This is a genomic window from Arthrobacter agilis (assembly GCF_030816075.1).
Taxonomy (GTDB): Bacteria; Actinomycetota; Actinomycetes; order Actinomycetales; family Micrococcaceae; genus Arthrobacter_D; species Arthrobacter_D agilis_E.
On sequence record NZ_JAUSXO010000001.1, the window covers coordinates 2,984,325 to 3,000,363 of the forward strand.

The 16,039-nt window shown below is 69.7% G+C and carries 17 protein-coding genes; 11 read left to right on the forward strand and 6 right to left on the reverse strand.

Features of this window, described 5'->3' with window-relative positions; translation table 11 throughout:
* Positions 1-91 precede the first annotated feature (91 nt).
* Positions 92-724, reverse strand: coding sequence for a GNAT family N-acetyltransferase (locus tag QFZ50_RS13965; protein WP_307085130.1), 633 nt, complete (start codon positions 722-724; stop codon positions 92-94).
* Positions 725-969: 245 nt separating this feature from the next.
* Between QFZ50_RS13965 and QFZ50_RS13970 the strand changes: the two genes are divergently transcribed.
* Positions 970-1,272: a hypothetical protein gene (locus QFZ50_RS13970; protein ID WP_307085131.1), complete on the forward strand. Its 303-nt coding sequence runs from the start codon at positions 970-972 to the stop codon at positions 1,270-1,272.
* Here the strand turns inward: QFZ50_RS13970 and QFZ50_RS13975 are convergent.
* On the reverse strand, positions 1,269-2,174 hold the full coding sequence (locus QFZ50_RS13975) for an alpha/beta hydrolase (RefSeq protein WP_307085133.1): 906 nt from the start codon (positions 2,172-2,174) through the stop codon (positions 1,269-1,271). The two genes, QFZ50_RS13970 and QFZ50_RS13975, sit on opposite strands and share 4 nt — an antisense overlap.
* Before the next feature lie 147 nt (positions 2,175-2,321).
* On the opposite strand from QFZ50_RS13975, the gene QFZ50_RS13980 reads away from it, so the two are divergent.
* From QFZ50_RS13980 to QFZ50_RS13995, 4 genes are all read left to right on the forward strand, one after another.
* Entirely contained in the window at positions 2,322-3,149 is an 828-nt protein-coding gene (locus QFZ50_RS13980) for an aldo/keto reductase (protein ID WP_307085135.1), read from the forward strand.
* A 125-nt stretch (positions 3,150-3,274) separates the two neighbouring features.
* Positions 3,275-3,913 (forward strand): Rho termination factor N-terminal domain-containing protein, encoded by a 639-nt coding sequence (locus QFZ50_RS13985; protein WP_307085138.1) that lies wholly within the window; start codon positions 3,275-3,277, stop codon positions 3,911-3,913.
* Positions 3,914-4,026: 113 nt separating this feature from the next.
* A complete protein-coding gene (locus QFZ50_RS13990; protein ID WP_307085141.1) occupies positions 4,027-4,803 on the forward strand; it encodes a sulfite exporter TauE/SafE family protein in 777 nt (258 codons plus the stop codon).
* A gap of 37 nt (positions 4,804-4,840) precedes the next feature.
* The gene (locus QFZ50_RS13995; RefSeq protein ID WP_307085143.1) at positions 4,841-5,860 is read left to right on the forward strand and encodes a zinc-binding metallopeptidase family protein; all 1,020 of its coding nucleotides are present in this window, start codon (positions 4,841-4,843) and stop codon (positions 5,858-5,860) included.
* 25 nt (positions 5,861-5,885) lie between these two features.
* On the opposite strand, the gene QFZ50_RS14000 is transcribed toward QFZ50_RS13995, so the two are convergent.
* Complete coding sequence (locus QFZ50_RS14000) at positions 5,886-6,548, reverse strand: pyridoxine/pyridoxamine 5'-phosphate oxidase (protein ID WP_307085144.1); 663 nt, start codon at positions 6,546-6,548, stop codon at positions 5,886-5,888.
* 108 nt (positions 6,549-6,656) lie between these two features.
* Between QFZ50_RS14000 and QFZ50_RS14005 the strand changes: the two genes are divergently transcribed.
* From QFZ50_RS14005 to QFZ50_RS14025, 5 genes are all read left to right on the forward strand, one after another.
* A complete protein-coding gene (locus QFZ50_RS14005; RefSeq protein WP_307085146.1) occupies positions 6,657-7,451 on the forward strand; it encodes a phosphatase PAP2 family protein in 795 nt (264 codons plus the stop codon).
* Positions 7,435-8,067: a TetR/AcrR family transcriptional regulator gene (locus tag QFZ50_RS14010; RefSeq protein ID WP_307085148.1), complete on the forward strand. Its 633-nt coding sequence runs from the start codon at positions 7,435-7,437 to the stop codon at positions 8,065-8,067. Before QFZ50_RS14005 ends, QFZ50_RS14010 begins: the two co-directional genes overlap by 17 nt.
* A gap of 80 nt (positions 8,068-8,147) precedes the next feature.
* On the forward strand, positions 8,148-9,611 hold the full coding sequence (locus QFZ50_RS14015; RefSeq protein WP_307085150.1) for an amino acid permease: 1,464 nt from the start codon (positions 8,148-8,150) through the stop codon (positions 9,609-9,611).
* A gap of 141 nt (positions 9,612-9,752) precedes the next feature.
* Complete coding sequence (locus tag QFZ50_RS14020; RefSeq protein WP_307085152.1) at positions 9,753-11,234, forward strand: APC family permease; 1,482 nt, start codon at positions 9,753-9,755, stop codon at positions 11,232-11,234.
* Between the two features lie 139 nt (positions 11,235-11,373).
* A complete protein-coding gene (locus tag QFZ50_RS14025; protein ID WP_307085154.1) occupies positions 11,374-11,868 on the forward strand; it encodes a hypothetical protein in 495 nt (164 codons plus the stop codon).
* A gap of 33 nt (positions 11,869-11,901) precedes the next feature.
* Here QFZ50_RS14025 and ppk2 read toward each other — a convergent pair whose 3' ends face one another.
* Complete coding sequence (ppk2, locus tag QFZ50_RS14030) at positions 11,902-12,936, reverse strand: polyphosphate kinase 2 (RefSeq protein ID WP_307085156.1); 1,035 nt, start codon at positions 12,934-12,936, stop codon at positions 11,902-11,904.
* Positions 12,937-13,241: 305 nt separating this feature from the next.
* Between ppk2 and QFZ50_RS14035 the strand changes: the two genes are divergently transcribed.
* Positions 13,242-14,054, forward strand: coding sequence for a DUF1684 domain-containing protein (locus QFZ50_RS14035; RefSeq protein WP_307085158.1), 813 nt, complete (start codon positions 13,242-13,244; stop codon positions 14,052-14,054).
* A 24-nt stretch (positions 14,055-14,078) separates the two neighbouring features.
* Here the strand turns inward: QFZ50_RS14035 and QFZ50_RS14040 are convergent, their stop codons facing one another.
* Both QFZ50_RS14040 and QFZ50_RS14045 read right to left on the reverse strand, forming a co-directional pair.
* Complete coding sequence (locus tag QFZ50_RS14040; protein WP_307085160.1) at positions 14,079-14,309, reverse strand: hypothetical protein; 231 nt, start codon at positions 14,307-14,309, stop codon at positions 14,079-14,081.
* A 3-nt stretch (positions 14,310-14,312) separates the two neighbouring features.
* Positions 14,313-15,821: a glycosyltransferase family 2 protein gene (locus QFZ50_RS14045; protein ID WP_307085162.1), complete on the reverse strand. Its 1,509-nt coding sequence runs from the start codon at positions 15,819-15,821 to the stop codon at positions 14,313-14,315.
* Positions 15,822-16,039 lie beyond the last annotated feature (218 nt).

The window sequence follows — 16,039 nt, forward strand, 5'->3', positions numbered from 1 at the left end:
ACAGGGTCGCAGCGGAGCGCACACTGCTCCGGCCGCACCTGCACCACCTCGGTGACCCCGCCTCCCGGCGGCAGCGCCGCCCCGGCGCAGGCTAGTCGTCGTCCGCCGCGCGCAGTGTCGCCTCGAGCCGCTTGCGCTGATCGACCGGCAGGAGGGCACGGTACTGAGGGAACTCCGTCAGGAACTCACGCACTCGGGGGCAGTAGGGGACCACGGCGATACGGCGCTTGTGCGCGTTGAGAAGCACCTGGCGGATGAGTGCCGGCTCGACGTCGACGGCGTCGAACCGGGGATCGACGACGGCCTGGATCAGGACCGCGTGCGAGCCTCTCATCTCGTACTTCACGTGGCCCACCATGGTGCCGTCGCTGAAGAGCTCGAAACGGGCGAAGAGGGAGTTGTCCCGGAAGCCGCTGCGGGTCCGCACGGGAGCGGAGCGCACCTCCGCCTGGGCCTCACGCCGCTCGATCTCCTCGACCAGCAGCTCGTAATGGTGCACGGCCTCCATCGGCGGGAAGTCGCGGTCGAGCAGCCGGTAGCTCTGATTGCACAGCACGCGCAACTGACGGGTCGAGACGACGCTCAGGTCCTCGGGGAACTCCGCGTCCTCGGTGCGAGGAAGGGGGCTGGGGGAGAGTCGGGGAACGGTACCCCACCCCGCCTGGTCCGAGTCGGCGACCTGCGCGGACTGGGGACGGTAATCGGCAAAAGAGGTTGTTTCCATGGTCAGCTCCACAGTGGTGGTTCGATGGCCCGCTGCTAGGCCCTGCCCGAAACTATAGGCGCATTCTTTCCGGATGGGAAATTAAGTACCCTTACTATAACCCTCCGGCCCCGCACCGACCAGGAGGACGGCTTGAGCAAATCTTGATGCCGCCCCCTGCCCGGCTTGATGGCGGCCGGACTACGGTAATCGAAAACACCCCTGCCGTCGGCGCCCGGGTGATCCTGCACCCGAGGGAGTCTGCCTTGCAGTTCCAGACCGCCAGCACGGCCATGACGGCGTCGTCACTGACGCTCGGCGAGGTGTACCTGCACTACCTCAACTCGGGCGGCTTCTTCGATGAACTGGAACTGGACGCCTACCTCCACGGGCTCATCCCCCTCACGCGTGAGGAACGCGACTGCATCGCCGGCGCCGTCAACGAACTGATCGACGACCTGCTCGCCGTCGGCGCCACGGGCCGCCCGCCGCGGGCCACCTACAGCGGCGCACGCCTGATCCGCGGCACCGGCCGCCTGGACCTCCACCCGCGACGGCTCGTCGGCTAGCGGTCCAGGAAATCGTTCGTCACAGCGACGATCCCGTCCTGCGCGGTGCTCCGGCCCGTCGTGGGCACTCCGTCGCCCGGCTGGTCACCGTAGTCCCCGAAGAAGGCATGTACTCCCCCGCGGATCTCGGCGAAGCGGGTACCGGCAGGCAGCAGTCGCCGGGAGGCGTGGATGTCGGCCTGGGTGCTCAGGCCGTCCTCCGAGCCGCTGACGGACAGGACCTTTAGAGTGCTGCCGGACAGGTCGTCGAGCGGGTAGGACGCCCAGAGCAGCAGCCCGTCGACGTCGTCGTTCTCCGACGCGAAGACGGACGCGGAGACCCCACCGAGGGAATGCCCGCCCACTGTCCACGTGCTGATGCCCGGATGCGCCTCCAGGGCCGACCGCGCCTGACCCGGCTGGAGGAGCGAGATGCCGAGCGGCACCTTCAGGATGACGACGGTGGTGCCCTCCTGCGCCACCCTGGACAGGAGTGGCACATAGGCCAGGGCCTCCACCCGTGCACCGGGAGAGAAGACGAGACCGCGCGAGGAGCCTTCCGGAGGGGTCAGCGTGATGGAGGTGGCGTCCTCGACGAGGTCGACGTTCACGAGCGAGATCCCTGAGGCAGGGCCCTGCCCGTCCGTCAGCGCGAAAGGTTCGAGCCAGGCGAGGACCGCCATGAGGCCGATCGCCACGAGAGCGCCGACGCCCGCGGGCACGGGGCGTCCGCGGGCCGGCCGCGGCCTCCTCGACGCACGGGCGGTGAGCACGGCGATGCCGAGTCCGACGGCGAGCGCCCCGAGGAGGAGCGAGGGCAGCAGCGGGTGCGACCTCGTCACCGCAGGATTCGTGGTGAGGAGCCACAGGGGCGTGACGATGAGCGCGAGGGCGGCACAGATGGCCGGAATGCGGTGCAGCATGGGGGTGCCTCTCTCCGGCGCTCCGCGCCACGTGGACAACCCAAGGGTATCTCTGTCATGGAGATACCGGGACGACGGCTGTTTGACGGAGCGCCTGCCGGCGGGAAAGGCTGGTGCGGACACCGTCCCCCGATCAGGAGTTCCACCATGGCACCGGCACCCACCGTCCAGCTGCGCAGCGGCGCCCACCTCCCCCTCCTCGGGCTCGGCACCTGGCCGCTGGACGACGCCGCCGCGGCCGACACCGTGAGCCTGGCGATCGAGACGGGCTACCGGCTGATCGACACCGCGGAGAACTACCGCAACGAGAAGGGCGTGGGAGAGGGCATCCGCCGCTCCGGCATCCCCCGCGAGGAGCTGTTCGTCACCACCAAGTTCAATCGTGAACACCACAGCAGGGACGGCGTCCGCCGCGCGTTCGAAGCCAGCACGCAGCTGCTCGGCCTCGAGTACATCGACCTGCTGCTCGTGCACTGGCCGAACCCGGACCAGGGCCGCCACGTCGAGGCCGTGCAGGGCATCGCCGCGCTGCTCGAGGAGGGGCTCGTCCGCGCCGTGGGTACCTCCAACTACAAGCCGGCGCACCTGCAGCAGGTCATCGACGCCGGGATCGTCCCCGACGTGAACCAGATCCAGCTCGACCCCCAGCGGCCCCGCATCGAGGAGCGCGCCTTCCACAACGACCACGGCATCGTGACGGAATCGTGGAGCCCCCTGGGGCAGGGCGGCGGACTCCTGGACGAGCCGGGCCTGGTCGCGATCGCCGCCGCGCACGGTCGCACGCCGGCCCAGGTGGTGCTGCGCTGGCACGTGCAGCAGGGCCTGGTCGCCATCCCGAAGTCCTCCGACCCCCAGCGGCTGGCGGAGAACCTCGCCGTCTTCGATTTCGAACTCTCGGGCGAGGAACTCGCGCGCCTCTACAGGCTCGACACCGGCGAGGCCGAGATCGTGGATTCGGACGCGTTCGGCCACTGAGCCGAGGCCGCCGATTCCCCTTGACACCGCGCCCCGCCGCCCGGAAAGTAGTAAGCACGCTTAGTTCTTCGTGCCGACCGGGTCCGCCGGCCTGCGCGGGAGCGTCGACCGGAAGGAAGATCACCATGGCGGACGAACCCGGGAACCAGACCCCGAACACCCCCGAGGTCAGCGAGACGGAACTGCGCGGCATGAAGGTGGACGAGCTCCGCAAGGAGGCCAGGGAGGAGGGACTCCCGGGCACCTCCGGGATGCGGAAGGCGGAACTCGTCGACGCGGTCGCCCAGGCCAGGCAGGACTCCGCGGACGGCCCGGGTGGAGGTGACGGCGATGCGTCCCGTTCCGGCAGCGACGCCGGAGACACCTCCGAGGAGGTCGGCGCAGGACCCGACGGGGGCCGGATCCGCACAGGATCCGAGACCTCGAAATCGCTCAAGTACGCCCAGGAGATCACCTCGCCCGACGAGGACCCCGAGCGGGAGGGCCGCAGCCTGGCGACGACGCACCACGAGGTCATCAAACAGTGGGCCGAGGCGCGGAACGCCCGGCCGGCGACCGTGGACGGGACCGAACATGGCGACCACCTCGGCGTCCTGCGCTTCGACTTCAACGAGGACACCGACAAGCTGCGCCAGGTGAGCTGGGACGAGTGGTTCCGGACGTTCGACGAGCGCCGGCTGAACTTCATCTACCAGGAGCAGCGCAAGGACGGGAAGCAGTCGAACTTCTTCATCCTCGAGAGCCCCGACCGCGAGGACGCCTGAGGCACTGCCCGGTCCGGCGGGAAGGGAGACCAGGCATATCCTTGGCCTGGTGCCTTCCCTGCCGCACGGTCCCGTGCCCCGAAGCAGCGGGCGCCCCACCGAGAGGACCCCGTTTGCTCGAGATCGCCGTGATCCTGGCCGCCGGCTTCTGGGCCGGCATGATCAACGTCGTCGTGGGTTCCGGCACCCTGGTGACCTTCCCCACCCTCCTGCTGTTCGGCTATCCGCCGATCGTCGCGAACATCTCCAACAACATCGGCCTCGTGGGCGGCGGCCTGTCCGGGTCGTGGGGCTACCGTCGCGAGATCGCCGCGAACAAGCGCCTGCTGCTGCAGCTCCTGCCCCTCTCCGTCCTCGGCGGACTGGGCGGTGCGCTGCTGCTGCTCGTGCTGCCGGCGGAGGCCTTCCAGGCGATCGTGCCCGTCCTCATCGTCCTCGGCCTGGTCATGGTGGCGCTGGCTCCGCGCGTGCAGCGCGCCGCCGCCGCGAAGGCGGGTGACGCGCCACCCGATACAGCGCCCTCCCGGCGTCGTTCGCTGCTCCTGCTCGCCGGTATCGGCGTCCTCGGCGTCTACGGCGGGTACTTCGGCGCCGCGCAGGGCATCCTCATCGTCGGCCTGATGAGCATGGTCACGATGGAGAGCCTCCAGCGCATCAATGCCATCAAGAACGTCCTGACCACTGCCGTCAACGGCGTCGCGGCCGTCACGTTCATGGTGTTCGCCTGGAGCTCCATCAACTGGGCACTGGTGCTCATCATCGCCGTCGGGGCCACCCTGGGCGGTTTCCTCGGCGCCCGGGTGGGCCGCAGGCTCTCGCCCCTCGCGCTGCGCGCCACCATCCTCGTCATCGGCACCGCCGCGCTCCTCCGCATCGTCTTCTTCAGCTGACCCACCCGCTCCACGACCCGAACCAGGACAGGCCCCCATGCAACGCTTCACCTGCGCCGTCTGCTCGGCGCCCCTGTTCTTCGAGAACTCCCGCTGCCTCGCCTGCGGCACCCAGCTCGGATTCCACCGCGGCGAGCGCACTCTCGCACCCCTGGACGACGACGGCGTGTACCGCGACCTCGAGGGCCGGTCCCTGCGCCGCTGCGTGAACCTGAAGCTCTCGGGATGCACCTGGCTGGTGCGGGAGGAGGGCGACGAGTGCTTCAGCTGCACCCTCACCCGGACGCGCCCGGACGACCACGACACCACCGGGCTGGCCCAGTTCCTCGACGCCGAGCGGTCCAAGCGGCACCTCGTGTACGAGCTCGACGTGCTCGGCCTGCCGATCGAGGACCGCGACCGGAACCCGGAGCGGGGGCTCGCCTTCGACCTGCTCTCCAGCGTCGAGGAGAAGGTGGTGATCGGCCACCAGAACGGCCTCATCACCATCGACCTGGCGGAGACCGTGGACTCCCATCGCGAGAAGATGCGCGCCAGACTCGACGAGCCCTACCGCACCATGCTGGGACATTTCCGCCACGAGACCGGCCACTACTTCGAGGGGACGCTCGTCTTCTCGGATCCGGACCTGACCGAGCGGGCGCGCAGCATCTTCGGGGACGACCGCGCCAGCTACCAGGACGCCCTCAAGCGGCACTACGCCGAGGGCGCGCCCGAGGACTGGCGGCGGGAGCACATCTCCACGTACGCCACCATGCACCCCTACGAGGACTTCGCCGAGACGTTCGCGCACTACCTGCACATCTGCGACACCGTGGACACCGCCCTGCACTACGGACTCGCCGAGGGTCCGGGCCCGAACAGCTCGGAGGACTTCGGCGACGTGGTCCGCGAGACCTGGATCCCGCTCTCCGTCGCACTGAACCAGGTCAACCGCAGCATGGGCGCCAACGACCTGTACCCGTTCGTGCTGCCGCCCTCCGTCATCGCCAAGCTCGACTTCGTGCACAAGCTGCGCGTACGTGTCGGGGAACCGGTGGCCGGACCGCCCGCCTGAGGGTGATTCCGGTGGGCCTCGGGGACTAGGGCCAGAGCATCTCCCGGCGCCAGCCCTCACCGAACCGCGTGTACAGCAGGCGCGTGTGGCGCCGCTCCTCGTCCGCCTGCCAGAACTCGACGGCGTCCGGTGCCACGGTGAAGACCGTCCACGTGGTCGACGCGAGGCCGCCCGCGGCCTCGATTCGTTCCACCTGCTCCCCGACGGCGGCGTCGAGCTCGTCCCGGGTACGCAGCACGGAGCTCTGCGACCCCGCGAGCACGAGGGCCCGGGCCACGGGGTGCCGGCGCTGGAAGTCGGCGTCGTTCTCCTCGGTGGTGCCGGTCGAGACGGAACCCCGGATCCTCACCTGCCGACCCGCCGCGGGCCAGAAGAAGGTGAGCGCGGCGGAGGGATTCGCCGCCAGCTGCCGGCCCTTGGGACTGTCCGCACTGGAGGCCACCTGCCATCCGGCCGCAGTGAGGTCCTTGAGGATCACCACGCGTGCATCCGGCAGGCCGTCGTCGCCCACCGTGGCGAGCGTGACCGCGTGCGGTGCCGCCACGTTGTCCGCCACGGCGCGGGTCAGCCAGTCGACGAACAGCTCGATCGGCGAGCCGGGTGCCGCCTCCGGATCGAAGGGCGGCATGTCCTCGGGGAACACGGGGACGCCGCGGACGAGGTCGCGGAGGAGGCCTGGCTCGTTCATGCCGCCAGCCTAGTGCGCCGGGACGACACGCGCCCACGGTCCGCGCAAACCGCCCCCCTCCCCGAGAGACCGCGTGCCGCCGCACGCACGGCGGCATAGAGTCGGTGGATGCCCTCCCATCAGGACCAGTACGTAGGACCACGGGACCTCACCCGCTGGAAGTCGCCGATCGGCCGCCTCCTCGTGCGGTGCGTCCGACCGCTCGCCCGCTGGATCGGCCCGCACTGGGCGTTGCTGCTCCTCATCGGGATCGGCGGGGGCGTCGCCGCCGCCCTGACGGCCGCCTCGGCCGAGGTGTACGAGTCGGTCGTCGAGTCCGACGGCGTCGCCGCGCTCGACCACCCGGCCCTGGACCTCGCCGTCTCGCTGCGCCAGGACTGGCTCAACGCGTTCATCACCGGCTACACGAACATCGGCGGGCCGATCGGCATGCCGATCCTCGCCGTGTCCATCATGGTGCTGCTCGCCGTCCGGCGCAGGTCGTGGACACCCGTGATCCTCCTGCCCGCGGCGGCCTTCGGGTCCCTCCTGATGACCGTGGCGGGCAAGGACGCCATCGGTCGGCTGCGCCCTCCGACGGAGCTCGCCGTCCCGCCCTACGAGACGTCGCCGTCCTTCCCGAGCGGCCACTCCCTCAACGCCCTCGTCATCGCCGGCATCGTCGCCTACCTGCTCGTGGTGCGGGAGCACCGCAAGCGCACCCGTGCGCTCGTGATCACGCTCGCGGTCCTGTTCGCGGTGACCATGGGTCTCAGCCGCGTCTACCTCGGCCACCACTGGCTCACCGACGTCCTGATGGCCTGGACCCTCGGGGTCGCCTGGCTCGCCGTCGTCATCACAGCCCACCGGCTCTTCCTGACGTTCCGGCTGCACCGGGCCGCCCTGCATGCCACGCCCTCCTGAGGACGCCGCCGGGCCCGGCGCCGTCGAACGGCCCCTGCGTCGGGACGCCCTCCGCAACCGGGAGGTGGTCCTTGCCGCGGCGCGGCGGATGTTCGCCGTCCACGGGGCGGACTGCGGTTTCGAGGACATCGCCCGGGAGGCCGGCGTGGGGGTCGGTACGGTCTACCGCAGGTTCCCGGACCGCCGCACGCTGATCGAGGCGATCCTCGAGCAGCGCATCGCGGACGTCGATGCCACAGCCACGACCGCGCTCCGGCTCGAGGACCCGTGGGCCGCGGCGCGGCACTTCGTCGGGGCCGTGGCACGCATGCAGCTCGAGGACCGGGGCCTGCGCGAACTGCTGCACGACACCCGGTTCGTCTCGGCGGGGCTCGCCCTGCTCCGCGAGCGCCTCACGCCCGCAGCCGACGAGCTGGCGCGCCGCCTGAAGGACGACGGCGCCCGGCCGGACCTCACGGCGCAGGATCTCATGGTCCTCATCCGTATGCTCGGTTCCCTGCCCCCGGACCCGGTGCCCGAGACCGCCGGGGGCTCCGGGTCCGTCGGGTCCGGGTTCGAGCGCTACCTGGGCCTCGTGCTGGACGCGCTGCGCCGCGCACCGTCGAGCCGACCCTGACGGAAAGGTGCCTACCGAAGATCGGAAGCCGCCTTCATACTTGCTGGATGGACAGTGCACTCCCCTCCTAGGAACGGACGATGATGTCGAAGACCTCAGGCGTACAGGCCTCCCAATCGATTCTGCGGCGCAAGCCGATCGACAACGTCGAGGACGAGACGGGCCGCACCGGCCTGTTCAAGAGTCTCGGCCTCTGGCAGCTGACCGCCATCGGCGTCGGCGGCATCATCGGCGTGGGTATCTTCACGCTCGCGGGCCTCGTGGCGAACGGCGGGCCGGACGGCGACCCGGTGGGCCCGGCCGTCCTGATCTCCTTCCTCATCGCCGGCCTCGCGAGCGCCGCCGCCGCCCTCTCCTACGCGGAGTTCGCGGGGATGATCCCGCGGGCGGGATCCGCGTACACCTACGGCTACGTCGCCCTGGGTGAGATCATCGGCTGGTTCATCGGGTGGGACCTCCTCCTCGAATACATCGCCATCGTGGCGGTCGTCGCCATCGGCATCTCCGGCTACTTCACCGAGTTCATGTCGGGGATCGGCGTCACGGTGCCCACCTGGATGCAGGGGACGCCGGACACCATCGAGGGCGGCGTGGTCAATCTCCCGGCGATCTTGGTGTGCCTGATCATCACGTTCATCCTCAGCCGCGGCACCAAGACGTTCGGCCGGTTCGAGCTGATCGCGGTGGGGCTCAAGATCCTGCTCATCCTCGGCATCGTGGGACTGGGCTTCTTCTACGTCAACCCGGAGAACTACTCGCCGTTCCTGCCCTCGGGCTTCGGCGCCGTCTTCACGGGCGCGGCCACCGTCTTCTTCGCGGTCTTCGGCTACGACGCGATGAGCACGGCCGCGGAGGAGGCGACGGACGGCAAGAAGCACATGCCGAAGGCCATCCTGCTGTCGCTGCTGATCGCCATGGTGCTGTACGTCCTGGCGACCCTCGTGCTCACGGGCATGCAGAACTACGAGGACATCAGCCCGACGGCGGGCTTCGCCTCGGCCTTCCAGTCCGTCGGCCTGCCGGTCGTCGCGACCATCATCTCGGCCTTCGCGGTGGTCTCCATCCTCACCGTCATGCTCACGTTCCTGCTGGGCGTCACCCGCGTGTGGTTCTCGATGAGCCGCGACGGCCTCCTGCCCGCCTGGTTCTCGACGACGGACCGCCACGGCACGCCGCAGCGCGTCACCTGGATCGCCGGGATCGCGGCGGCGCTGCTCGCCGGGGTCTTCCCCATCCGTGCCGTCGCCGACCTCACCAACATCGGCATCCTCGCCGCGTTCATCGTGGTCTGCATCGCCGTGATCGTGCTGCGCCGCACGCGGCCCGAGGTACCCCGCACCTTCCGGTTGCCGCTGATGCCAATCGTGCCCGCCTTCGGTGTCCTCTCCTCGCTGTTCCTGATCCTGCAGCTCCACTGGGAGACCTGGCTGCGCTTCTTCATCTGGCTCGTGATCGGCCTGTTCGTGTACTTCTTCTACGGCCGGAAACACTCGCTCATGAACCCGGACAGCCCGCGCCACGCCCTTCTCAAGCGCGACGCATAGCCTGTCCGGGCGCTGGAGGGAATGCTCCCACCGGACTGTAACGATTGTGCGGCGGGCGCCGCCGGTCCCTATCCTCGACAGGGGCCGGTGGCGTATCGCCGGTCGCCCACCGATGCCTACGCAGTGAAGGACCAGCACCCCATGGACCTCTTCCGGACCAAGTCCGTCGAACAGTCGATCAAGGACTCCGACGAGAAGGGGCACGGTCTCAAGCGCTCGCTCACCACCTGGGACCTCATGATCATGGGTGTCGCCGTCGCCGTCGGGGCCGGGATCTTCTCGGTGGGCGCGCAGGCTGCGGCTTTCAACGCCGGTCCGGCCGTGACCATCTCCTTCGTGCTGGCGGCCATCACGTGCGCCCTCGCCATCATGTGCTACGCCGAGTTCGCCACGGCCATCCCGGTGGCCGGCAGCGCCTACGTGTTCACCTACGCGACCATGGGCGAGCTGCTGGCCTGGATCATCGGCTGGAACCTGATCCTCGAACTGCTGATGGCCGCCGCTGTCATCGCGAAGTTCTGGGGCGTCTACCTCAGCGACCTCTTCAGCGCCCTGGACCTCGACATCCCCGCGGAGATCAGCCTCCTCGGGGTCGACCTGACCTGGGGGCCGTTGCTGATCGTCGCCGTGTTCACCGCCGTGCTCATCTACGGCACCAAGCTCTCGGCCCGGGTCAACAGCGTCTTCACCGTGATCAAGATCGGGATCGTGCTGTTCGTCATCGTGGTCGGCTTCTTCTACGTCAACCCGGAGAACTACACCCCGTTCGTCCCGGCCTCGCAGCCCGCTGCGGAGAGTGGCGCCGGGTGGGCCGACCAGCCCTTCCTCTCCTTCCTGAGCGGGGCCTCCCCGGCCGCCTTCGGCTTCACGGGCATCATCTCGGGAGCCGCGCTGGTCTTCTTCGCCTTCATCGGGTTCGATGTCGTCGCCACCTCCGCCGAGGAGGTCAAGAACCCGAGCCGCACCCTCCCGCGCGGCATCTTCGCCGGGCTCGCCGTGGTCAGCGTCCTCTACATCCTGGTGACCCTGGTGGTCACCGGCATGGTCCCCTACACCGAGCTCGGGGAGTCCGGGGCGCCGTCGCTCGCGACCGCCTTCCAGCTCGTCGGCGCCGACTGGGCCGCCGGCATCATCTCGCTCGGCAGCCTGATCGGCCTGACCACCGTGATCATGGTCCTGCTCATGGGCCTGGCCCGCGTGATCTTCGCCCTCAGCCGCGACGGCCTTCTGCCCCGCGGGCTGAGCCGCACCTCGGACAAGCACGCCACGCCGGCGCGCACGCAGGTGCTGTGCGGTGTCGTCGTCGCACTCCTCGCCGGGTTCACCCAGGTGGAGGTGCTCGCCGAGATGATCAACATCGGGACCCTGACCGCGTTCATCACGGTGAGCCTCGGGATCATCGTGCTGCGCAGGAAGCGCCCGGACCTCAAGCCCGCGTTCCGCGTCCCCTTCGGCAAGGTCATCCCGATCGCCTCGGCCGCACTGTGCCTCTACCTCATGTTCAACCTGGCCACCATCACCTGGCTGTTCTTCGCCGGCTGGCTCGTCATCGGGTTCGTCGTCTACTTCGCGTACGGCAACCGGCACTCCCGCCTCCGCACGGAGCAGCGCACCTCCGTCTAGGAGGCCTCCGACCGGACGCCTGCGTCCGGACGGAGGGACCGCAGCGCCGCGGGCGTGCGCCGGCGTGCGGGACGCGAGATGATGGTGCCCCGGAGCGGCCGCTCCGGGGCACCCGCCCAGCCCCACCAGGAGAACCACCATGTCCCAGGATCCGTATCCCGGCGAGCGCCCCTCCACCGGAGGCTCGGCCGACCCGTCCGACAGCACGGCCGAGGGCGGCGCCCACGGCGACCGTCCCTACGATCCCTCCCAGGCGTACCAGCAGCCCTACCAGCAGCCGTACCAGCAGGGCGCCTACCCGTTGGGCGGTTACCAGCCGGGCTACCCGGCCGGCGGCTACCAGACGGGGCCGTACCAGTCCTACCAGCCCTCCTACGAGGCTATGGAGGGCGAGAAGGCGGCGCAGCTCTCCCTGATCCTCGGGCTCGTGGGGCTGTTCGTGGCGGGCTTCGTCCTCGGGCCGCTCGCCATCTGGCAGGCCCGGAAGGCCGAACGCCTCGGTGTGCCCGCGACGGCGGGGAAGGTCCTCGGCTGGATCACGACCATCCTCTACGCGCTGGCCATCCTTGCCGGCATCCTGTTCTTCGTGATCCTCCTCATCGGGCTGGGAGCATCGTCCACCTACAGCAGCTAGCCTGGCGCGCCGCCACCTCTCCCGGCCGGCGCGTCAGAGCGTGGGGAACAGGCGGGCGGACTGCTCGCCCGCCTCGAACACGCGGGAGTGCGGTCCCGTCCCGACGATCAGCGGATCCGGCGTGCCGACGACGTCGTGGTCCTTCTCGTCGTAGTCGAGGATGGACAGGACGTAGCGCAGCGCCTCGATCCTCGCCCGCTTCTTGTCGTTGCTCTTGATGACCGTCCATGGGGCGTCCGCCGTGTTCGTGTAGAAGAACATCGCCTCCTTGGCCTCGGTGTAGTCGTCCCACTTGTCGAGGGACTGCAGGTCCATGGGGCTGAGTTTCCAGCGGCGCACCGGGTCCGTGTGGCGCTGGGCGAACCTGCGGCGCTGCTCCTCCCGCGACACCGAGAACCAGAACTTGACGAGATGCGTGTCGCTGCGGACGAGCATGCGCTCGAGTTCCGGGGCCTGCCGCATGAACTCGAGGTACTCGGTGGGCGTGCAGAACCCCATCACCCGCTCCACACCCGCCCGGTTGTACCAGGACCTGTCGAACAGCACGATCTCCCCGCCCGAGGGGAGTGCGGAGACGTAGCGCTGGAAATACCACTGCGTCTGCTCCTTGTCGCTCGGCTTGTCGAGCGCGATGATCCTCGCCCCGCGGGGATTCAGGTTCTCCGTGAACCGCTTGATGGTCCCGCCCTTGCCGGCGGCGTCACGCCCCTCGAACAGCACCGCCACCTTGGCGCGGTTCGCCTTGACCCACCCCTGCATCTTGAGCAGTTCGATCTGCAGGGCCCGCTTCGTCCGCTGGTACTCGCGCTCCGTCATCCGCTGGTCGTACGGGTATCCCTCCCGCCAGGTCTGCTGGTCCGGGTGCGGCAGCAGCACGTGGTCCTCGCCGTCCACGTGGGGCGTCGGCACCGGGATGGACGAGGGCGCCAGGGCGTCGGCGCCGTCGGCCCCGGCCGCGTCCGGGTGGTCGGCGGGCGAGTCCGTCGGTTCGTCGGTCAGCGCGTCCGTCGGCTCGTCGGGCGTGCCGGTCGCGTCGGTCGTGTCGGTCGTGTCGGCCGTGTCGGTCATCTCGGTCTCCTCCTCGTGCAGCCGGATACGTCCCGCGTCCTCGACGGGCGCCGCGGACGGCGGGACCGCGGAGGCCGGAACGGCCCGGGTGGGGAGGGCACGCCGACCTGTCGTCCGGCGTCCGCCGGTCCTTCATCGTTCCAGAGGATGCGCACGGGGACATAGCCTCCGGTGTTCCCCGTCGTGGTGGACGGAGCTCCGGAGGCTTGGTAGCCGGCGGAGACGGCGGGACGGCCCACCGGGAATGCTGCGCACGCGCTCGGGGTTCCAGCCCATGCAGGACCCGACGAACCAGGAGAAAGCGCATGAGTCCCACCACGCAGACCGCCGAGGACCGCTGGGCCCGCTTCCGTGCAGCACGGAACGCGGCGCTCGCGGAGACGCACGGCTGGCTGTCCCTGACGTCCTTCCACTGGCTGGCGGACCGGCCGGCCCGCGTCGGGAGCATGCCCGGCCTCTGGTCCGCGGACGGCGGCACCGCGAGCGTGACGGCGCAGCCGTCCGACGGGCTGACCGACCTGGCGACCGGCCGCCCCGTGGACGGCACGCTCACCGCGTCGCTCGAGGACGAGGACTCGCTGATGTGGATGGCGTACGGCGGCGGGGACGGGCACCGCGTGGTGGTGGAGCTCGCACGCCGTGCCGGCCGGTACGCCATCCGGACCCGGGACGCCGAAGCGTCGACCCTGGCGCGCTTCACCGGGAACCCCGTCTTCGACTACCGGCCCGACCTCGTGGTCGAGGGCCGGTTCGAACCGTATGCGGAGCCGCTGCACGAGCAGATCCTCACCTCGCACCCCGATGTCCCGGGGACGCACACCGCGGTGGGTGATGTGGTGTTCACGCTTCCCGGTGACACCCGGGAGCACCGGCTCCGGGCGTCGCAGGACGAGGCGGGGGCACTCACGGTCACCTTCCACGACACCACCAACGGCGTGACCACGGCGCACTGGCGCAAGGTGTCCCTGCGCCGTCCACGCCCCGACGGCTCCGTGATCCTCGACTTCAACAGGACCGTCAACTACCCGAGCGCCTTCACGCCCTACGGCACGTGCCCGCGGCCGGTGGACGCGAACGTCGTCGACGCCCCCGTCGAGGCCGGAGAGAAGCAGCCCTGACCCCGGCCCCCTCCGCTTCGGCGTTCACCGCTCGGAGTCGGGGTAGATGCTCATCGTCTCGGCCCGCCGGCTGCGGTCGGTCACCCAGTCGGTGGGATGGATCTTGGGCAGCACATTGGCCAGCGCCAGGGAGGCGTAGATGACCGTGTTGATGGCCACGAAGGCGGCGAGGATGCCGAACACGCCGGTGTGGAGCACCGACTCCGGGAGGAGGAGACCGGTGCGGACGATGGGGCCTGCTGCGGTACCGAACATGGCCTAGGCCTCCTGGGTTTCGAGTGTGCGTGCCGGGGTGTCGTGCGTGAGGTGCTTCCAGCTGGCCTGGCGTCCGGAGGACAGATCGATGACGCCCTTGACGTAGACCAGGTTCAGGAACATGTCGAAGAACAGTTCGGGGAACAGCGTGACGGCGAGCAGGCGGGCCTTCCAGCCACCCTTCCAGACCGTGACCAGCCGCTCGAGCGTGAAGAGGAAGCCCAGTCCTAGCCAGAACGGGAACCAGATCCACGTCTCGAGGGAGACGATCGTGAGGGCGATCAGCGCCAGGTAGGCGCTGAGGGCGATGACGCCGTAGCCGATGCCCAGCTGCTGGGCCCAGTACCGCATGGTGGGGGCGGTGACGCCGTAGGCACCGATGTTCTCGAGTGCGCCGCGCTGCCAGCGCAGGCGCTGGTTCCACAGTGTTCCCCAGGAGGGCATCAGTTCCGTCACCACGGTGCAGTCCTGGGGCGAGATCATGAGACCCCCCAGTGACTTGAGGGCGATCGTCAGCTCGTTGTCCTCGGTCAGCGCCGCCGTGTCGTACACGTCCCCGGGCCTCCCGGGGAGGGTGCGGCCGCGACTGTCCGCGATGGTGCGCAGTGCCACGGGCCGGAAGAGCGACGCCGTCCCGGTGAGGACGAACACCCGTCCGCGGCGGCGGCGCATCTGCCGGGAATAGCGGATGTACTCGTTGCGCTGGAACTGGCCGATCAGCCCGTGGCCGTCCTCGCCGTAGAACAGCCCGCCGACCGCCATGAGCGCGCGGTCGTTCACGAAGCGCACCACCGCGTGGGCGAGGAAGCCGTCGTCGAGCTGGGTATCGGCGTCCATCACCATCACGACGTCGTTGTCACCCTGCTGGGGCAGCACCGTCCTGAGCGCCTGGTTGAGCGCCCCTGCCTTCTTCTTGGTGTTGCCCACCGACTCGATCACCTCGACGCCGGCCGCGCGGGCCAGCTGCACCGTGGCGTCCGTGCAGTTGTCGGCGACCACGATGATGCGCTCGGGTCGGTGCGACTGGCTCTGGAGGGACGCGATGGTCTGCGGGAGGGAGGCTTCCTCGTTGTGGGCGGGGATGAGCACCGTCACCGTGACCTCGCCCGCGAATCCACCGCGGGTAGCGGCCATGATCACCTTCGGCGCCAGGGGCTGATGACCGGGGTTCATGGATCGGCGTGCCTTCGTCGCGATGCGCCGCTCGATGATGGCGAGCCCGGCGGCGGCGAGCAGGGCGAGCGCGATGGCCGTCAGGATGGTGCTCACCTCGGGAGCATCCGAGTTGTAGAGGACGTGCCAGACACCGATGACGGCGTCGTTCGACTCCGCGACCGTCACGTCGGGCCCCTTCGCCGCGAGGGCGAGCCACAGCAGGACCGCCGCGCTGATGACGATGCCGGCGATCACGAGGCCGACGATCCGGTCGAGCCCGATCGCGCGGCGCGCGGGCACCTCCCGTTCGGCCGCCGCGGGCGTCGGCCGGTGGGGCGCTTCTTGTGTCATGGTCATCGCTGCTTCATCTCCTGAGACCTGGCGCCCTGGGCCACCGAGGTGGAGCAGGGCCTTCACTGGATGGGGCGCGGGTCCTGCCGGCCAGGCCCGCGCGCTTCTGGAACGACTCTGCCGGTGCAATCTTGAGCCAGTCCCGCAGGAAGACCGAAGAAACGGGCAAGAGCCCCGTCGCTTCTCCCGAAGGCGGGCCACAGCACCGCCTGCGACCCGGTGCT

Excerpts from the sequence above, each read along its gene's own strand:
- QFZ50_RS13965 (WP_307085130.1), bottom strand. The coding sequence starts at position 724 with ATGGAAACAACCTCTTTTGCCGATTACCGTCCCCAGTCCGCGCAGGTC.
- QFZ50_RS13975 (WP_307085133.1), bottom strand. The coding sequence starts at position 2,174 with ATGCTGCACCGCATTCCGGCCATCTGTGCCGCCCTCGCGCTCATCGTC.
- QFZ50_RS13980 (WP_307085135.1), top strand. The coding sequence starts at position 2,322 with ATGGCACCGGCACCCACCGTCCAGCTGCGCAGCGGCGCCCACCTCCCC.
- QFZ50_RS13985 (WP_307085138.1), top strand. The coding sequence starts at position 3,275 with ATGGCGGACGAACCCGGGAACCAGACCCCGAACACCCCCGAGGTCAGC.
- QFZ50_RS13995 (WP_307085143.1), top strand. The coding sequence starts at position 4,841 with ATGCAACGCTTCACCTGCGCCGTCTGCTCGGCGCCCCTGTTCTTCGAG.
- QFZ50_RS14000 (WP_307085144.1), bottom strand. The coding sequence starts at position 6,548 with ATGAACGAGCCAGGCCTCCTCCGCGACCTCGTCCGCGGCGTCCCCGTG.
- QFZ50_RS14005 (WP_307085146.1), top strand. The coding sequence starts at position 6,657 with ATGCCCTCCCATCAGGACCAGTACGTAGGACCACGGGACCTCACCCGC.
- QFZ50_RS14010 (WP_307085148.1), top strand. The coding sequence starts at position 7,435 with ATGCCACGCCCTCCTGAGGACGCCGCCGGGCCCGGCGCCGTCGAACGG.
- QFZ50_RS14015 (WP_307085150.1), top strand. The coding sequence starts at position 8,148 with ATGATGTCGAAGACCTCAGGCGTACAGGCCTCCCAATCGATTCTGCGG.
- QFZ50_RS14020 (WP_307085152.1), top strand. The coding sequence starts at position 9,753 with ATGGACCTCTTCCGGACCAAGTCCGTCGAACAGTCGATCAAGGACTCC.
- QFZ50_RS14025 (WP_307085154.1), top strand. The coding sequence starts at position 11,374 with ATGTCCCAGGATCCGTATCCCGGCGAGCGCCCCTCCACCGGAGGCTCG.
- ppk2 (WP_307085156.1), bottom strand. The coding sequence starts at position 12,936 with ATGACCGACACGGCCGACACGACCGACACGACCGACGCGACCGGCACG.
- QFZ50_RS14035 (WP_307085158.1), top strand. The coding sequence starts at position 13,242 with ATGAGTCCCACCACGCAGACCGCCGAGGACCGCTGGGCCCGCTTCCGT.
- QFZ50_RS14040 (WP_307085160.1), bottom strand. The coding sequence starts at position 14,309 with ATGTTCGGTACCGCAGCAGGCCCCATCGTCCGCACCGGTCTCCTCCTC.
- QFZ50_RS14045 (WP_307085162.1), bottom strand. The coding sequence starts at position 15,821 with ATGACCATGACACAAGAAGCGCCCCACCGGCCGACGCCCGCGGCGGCC.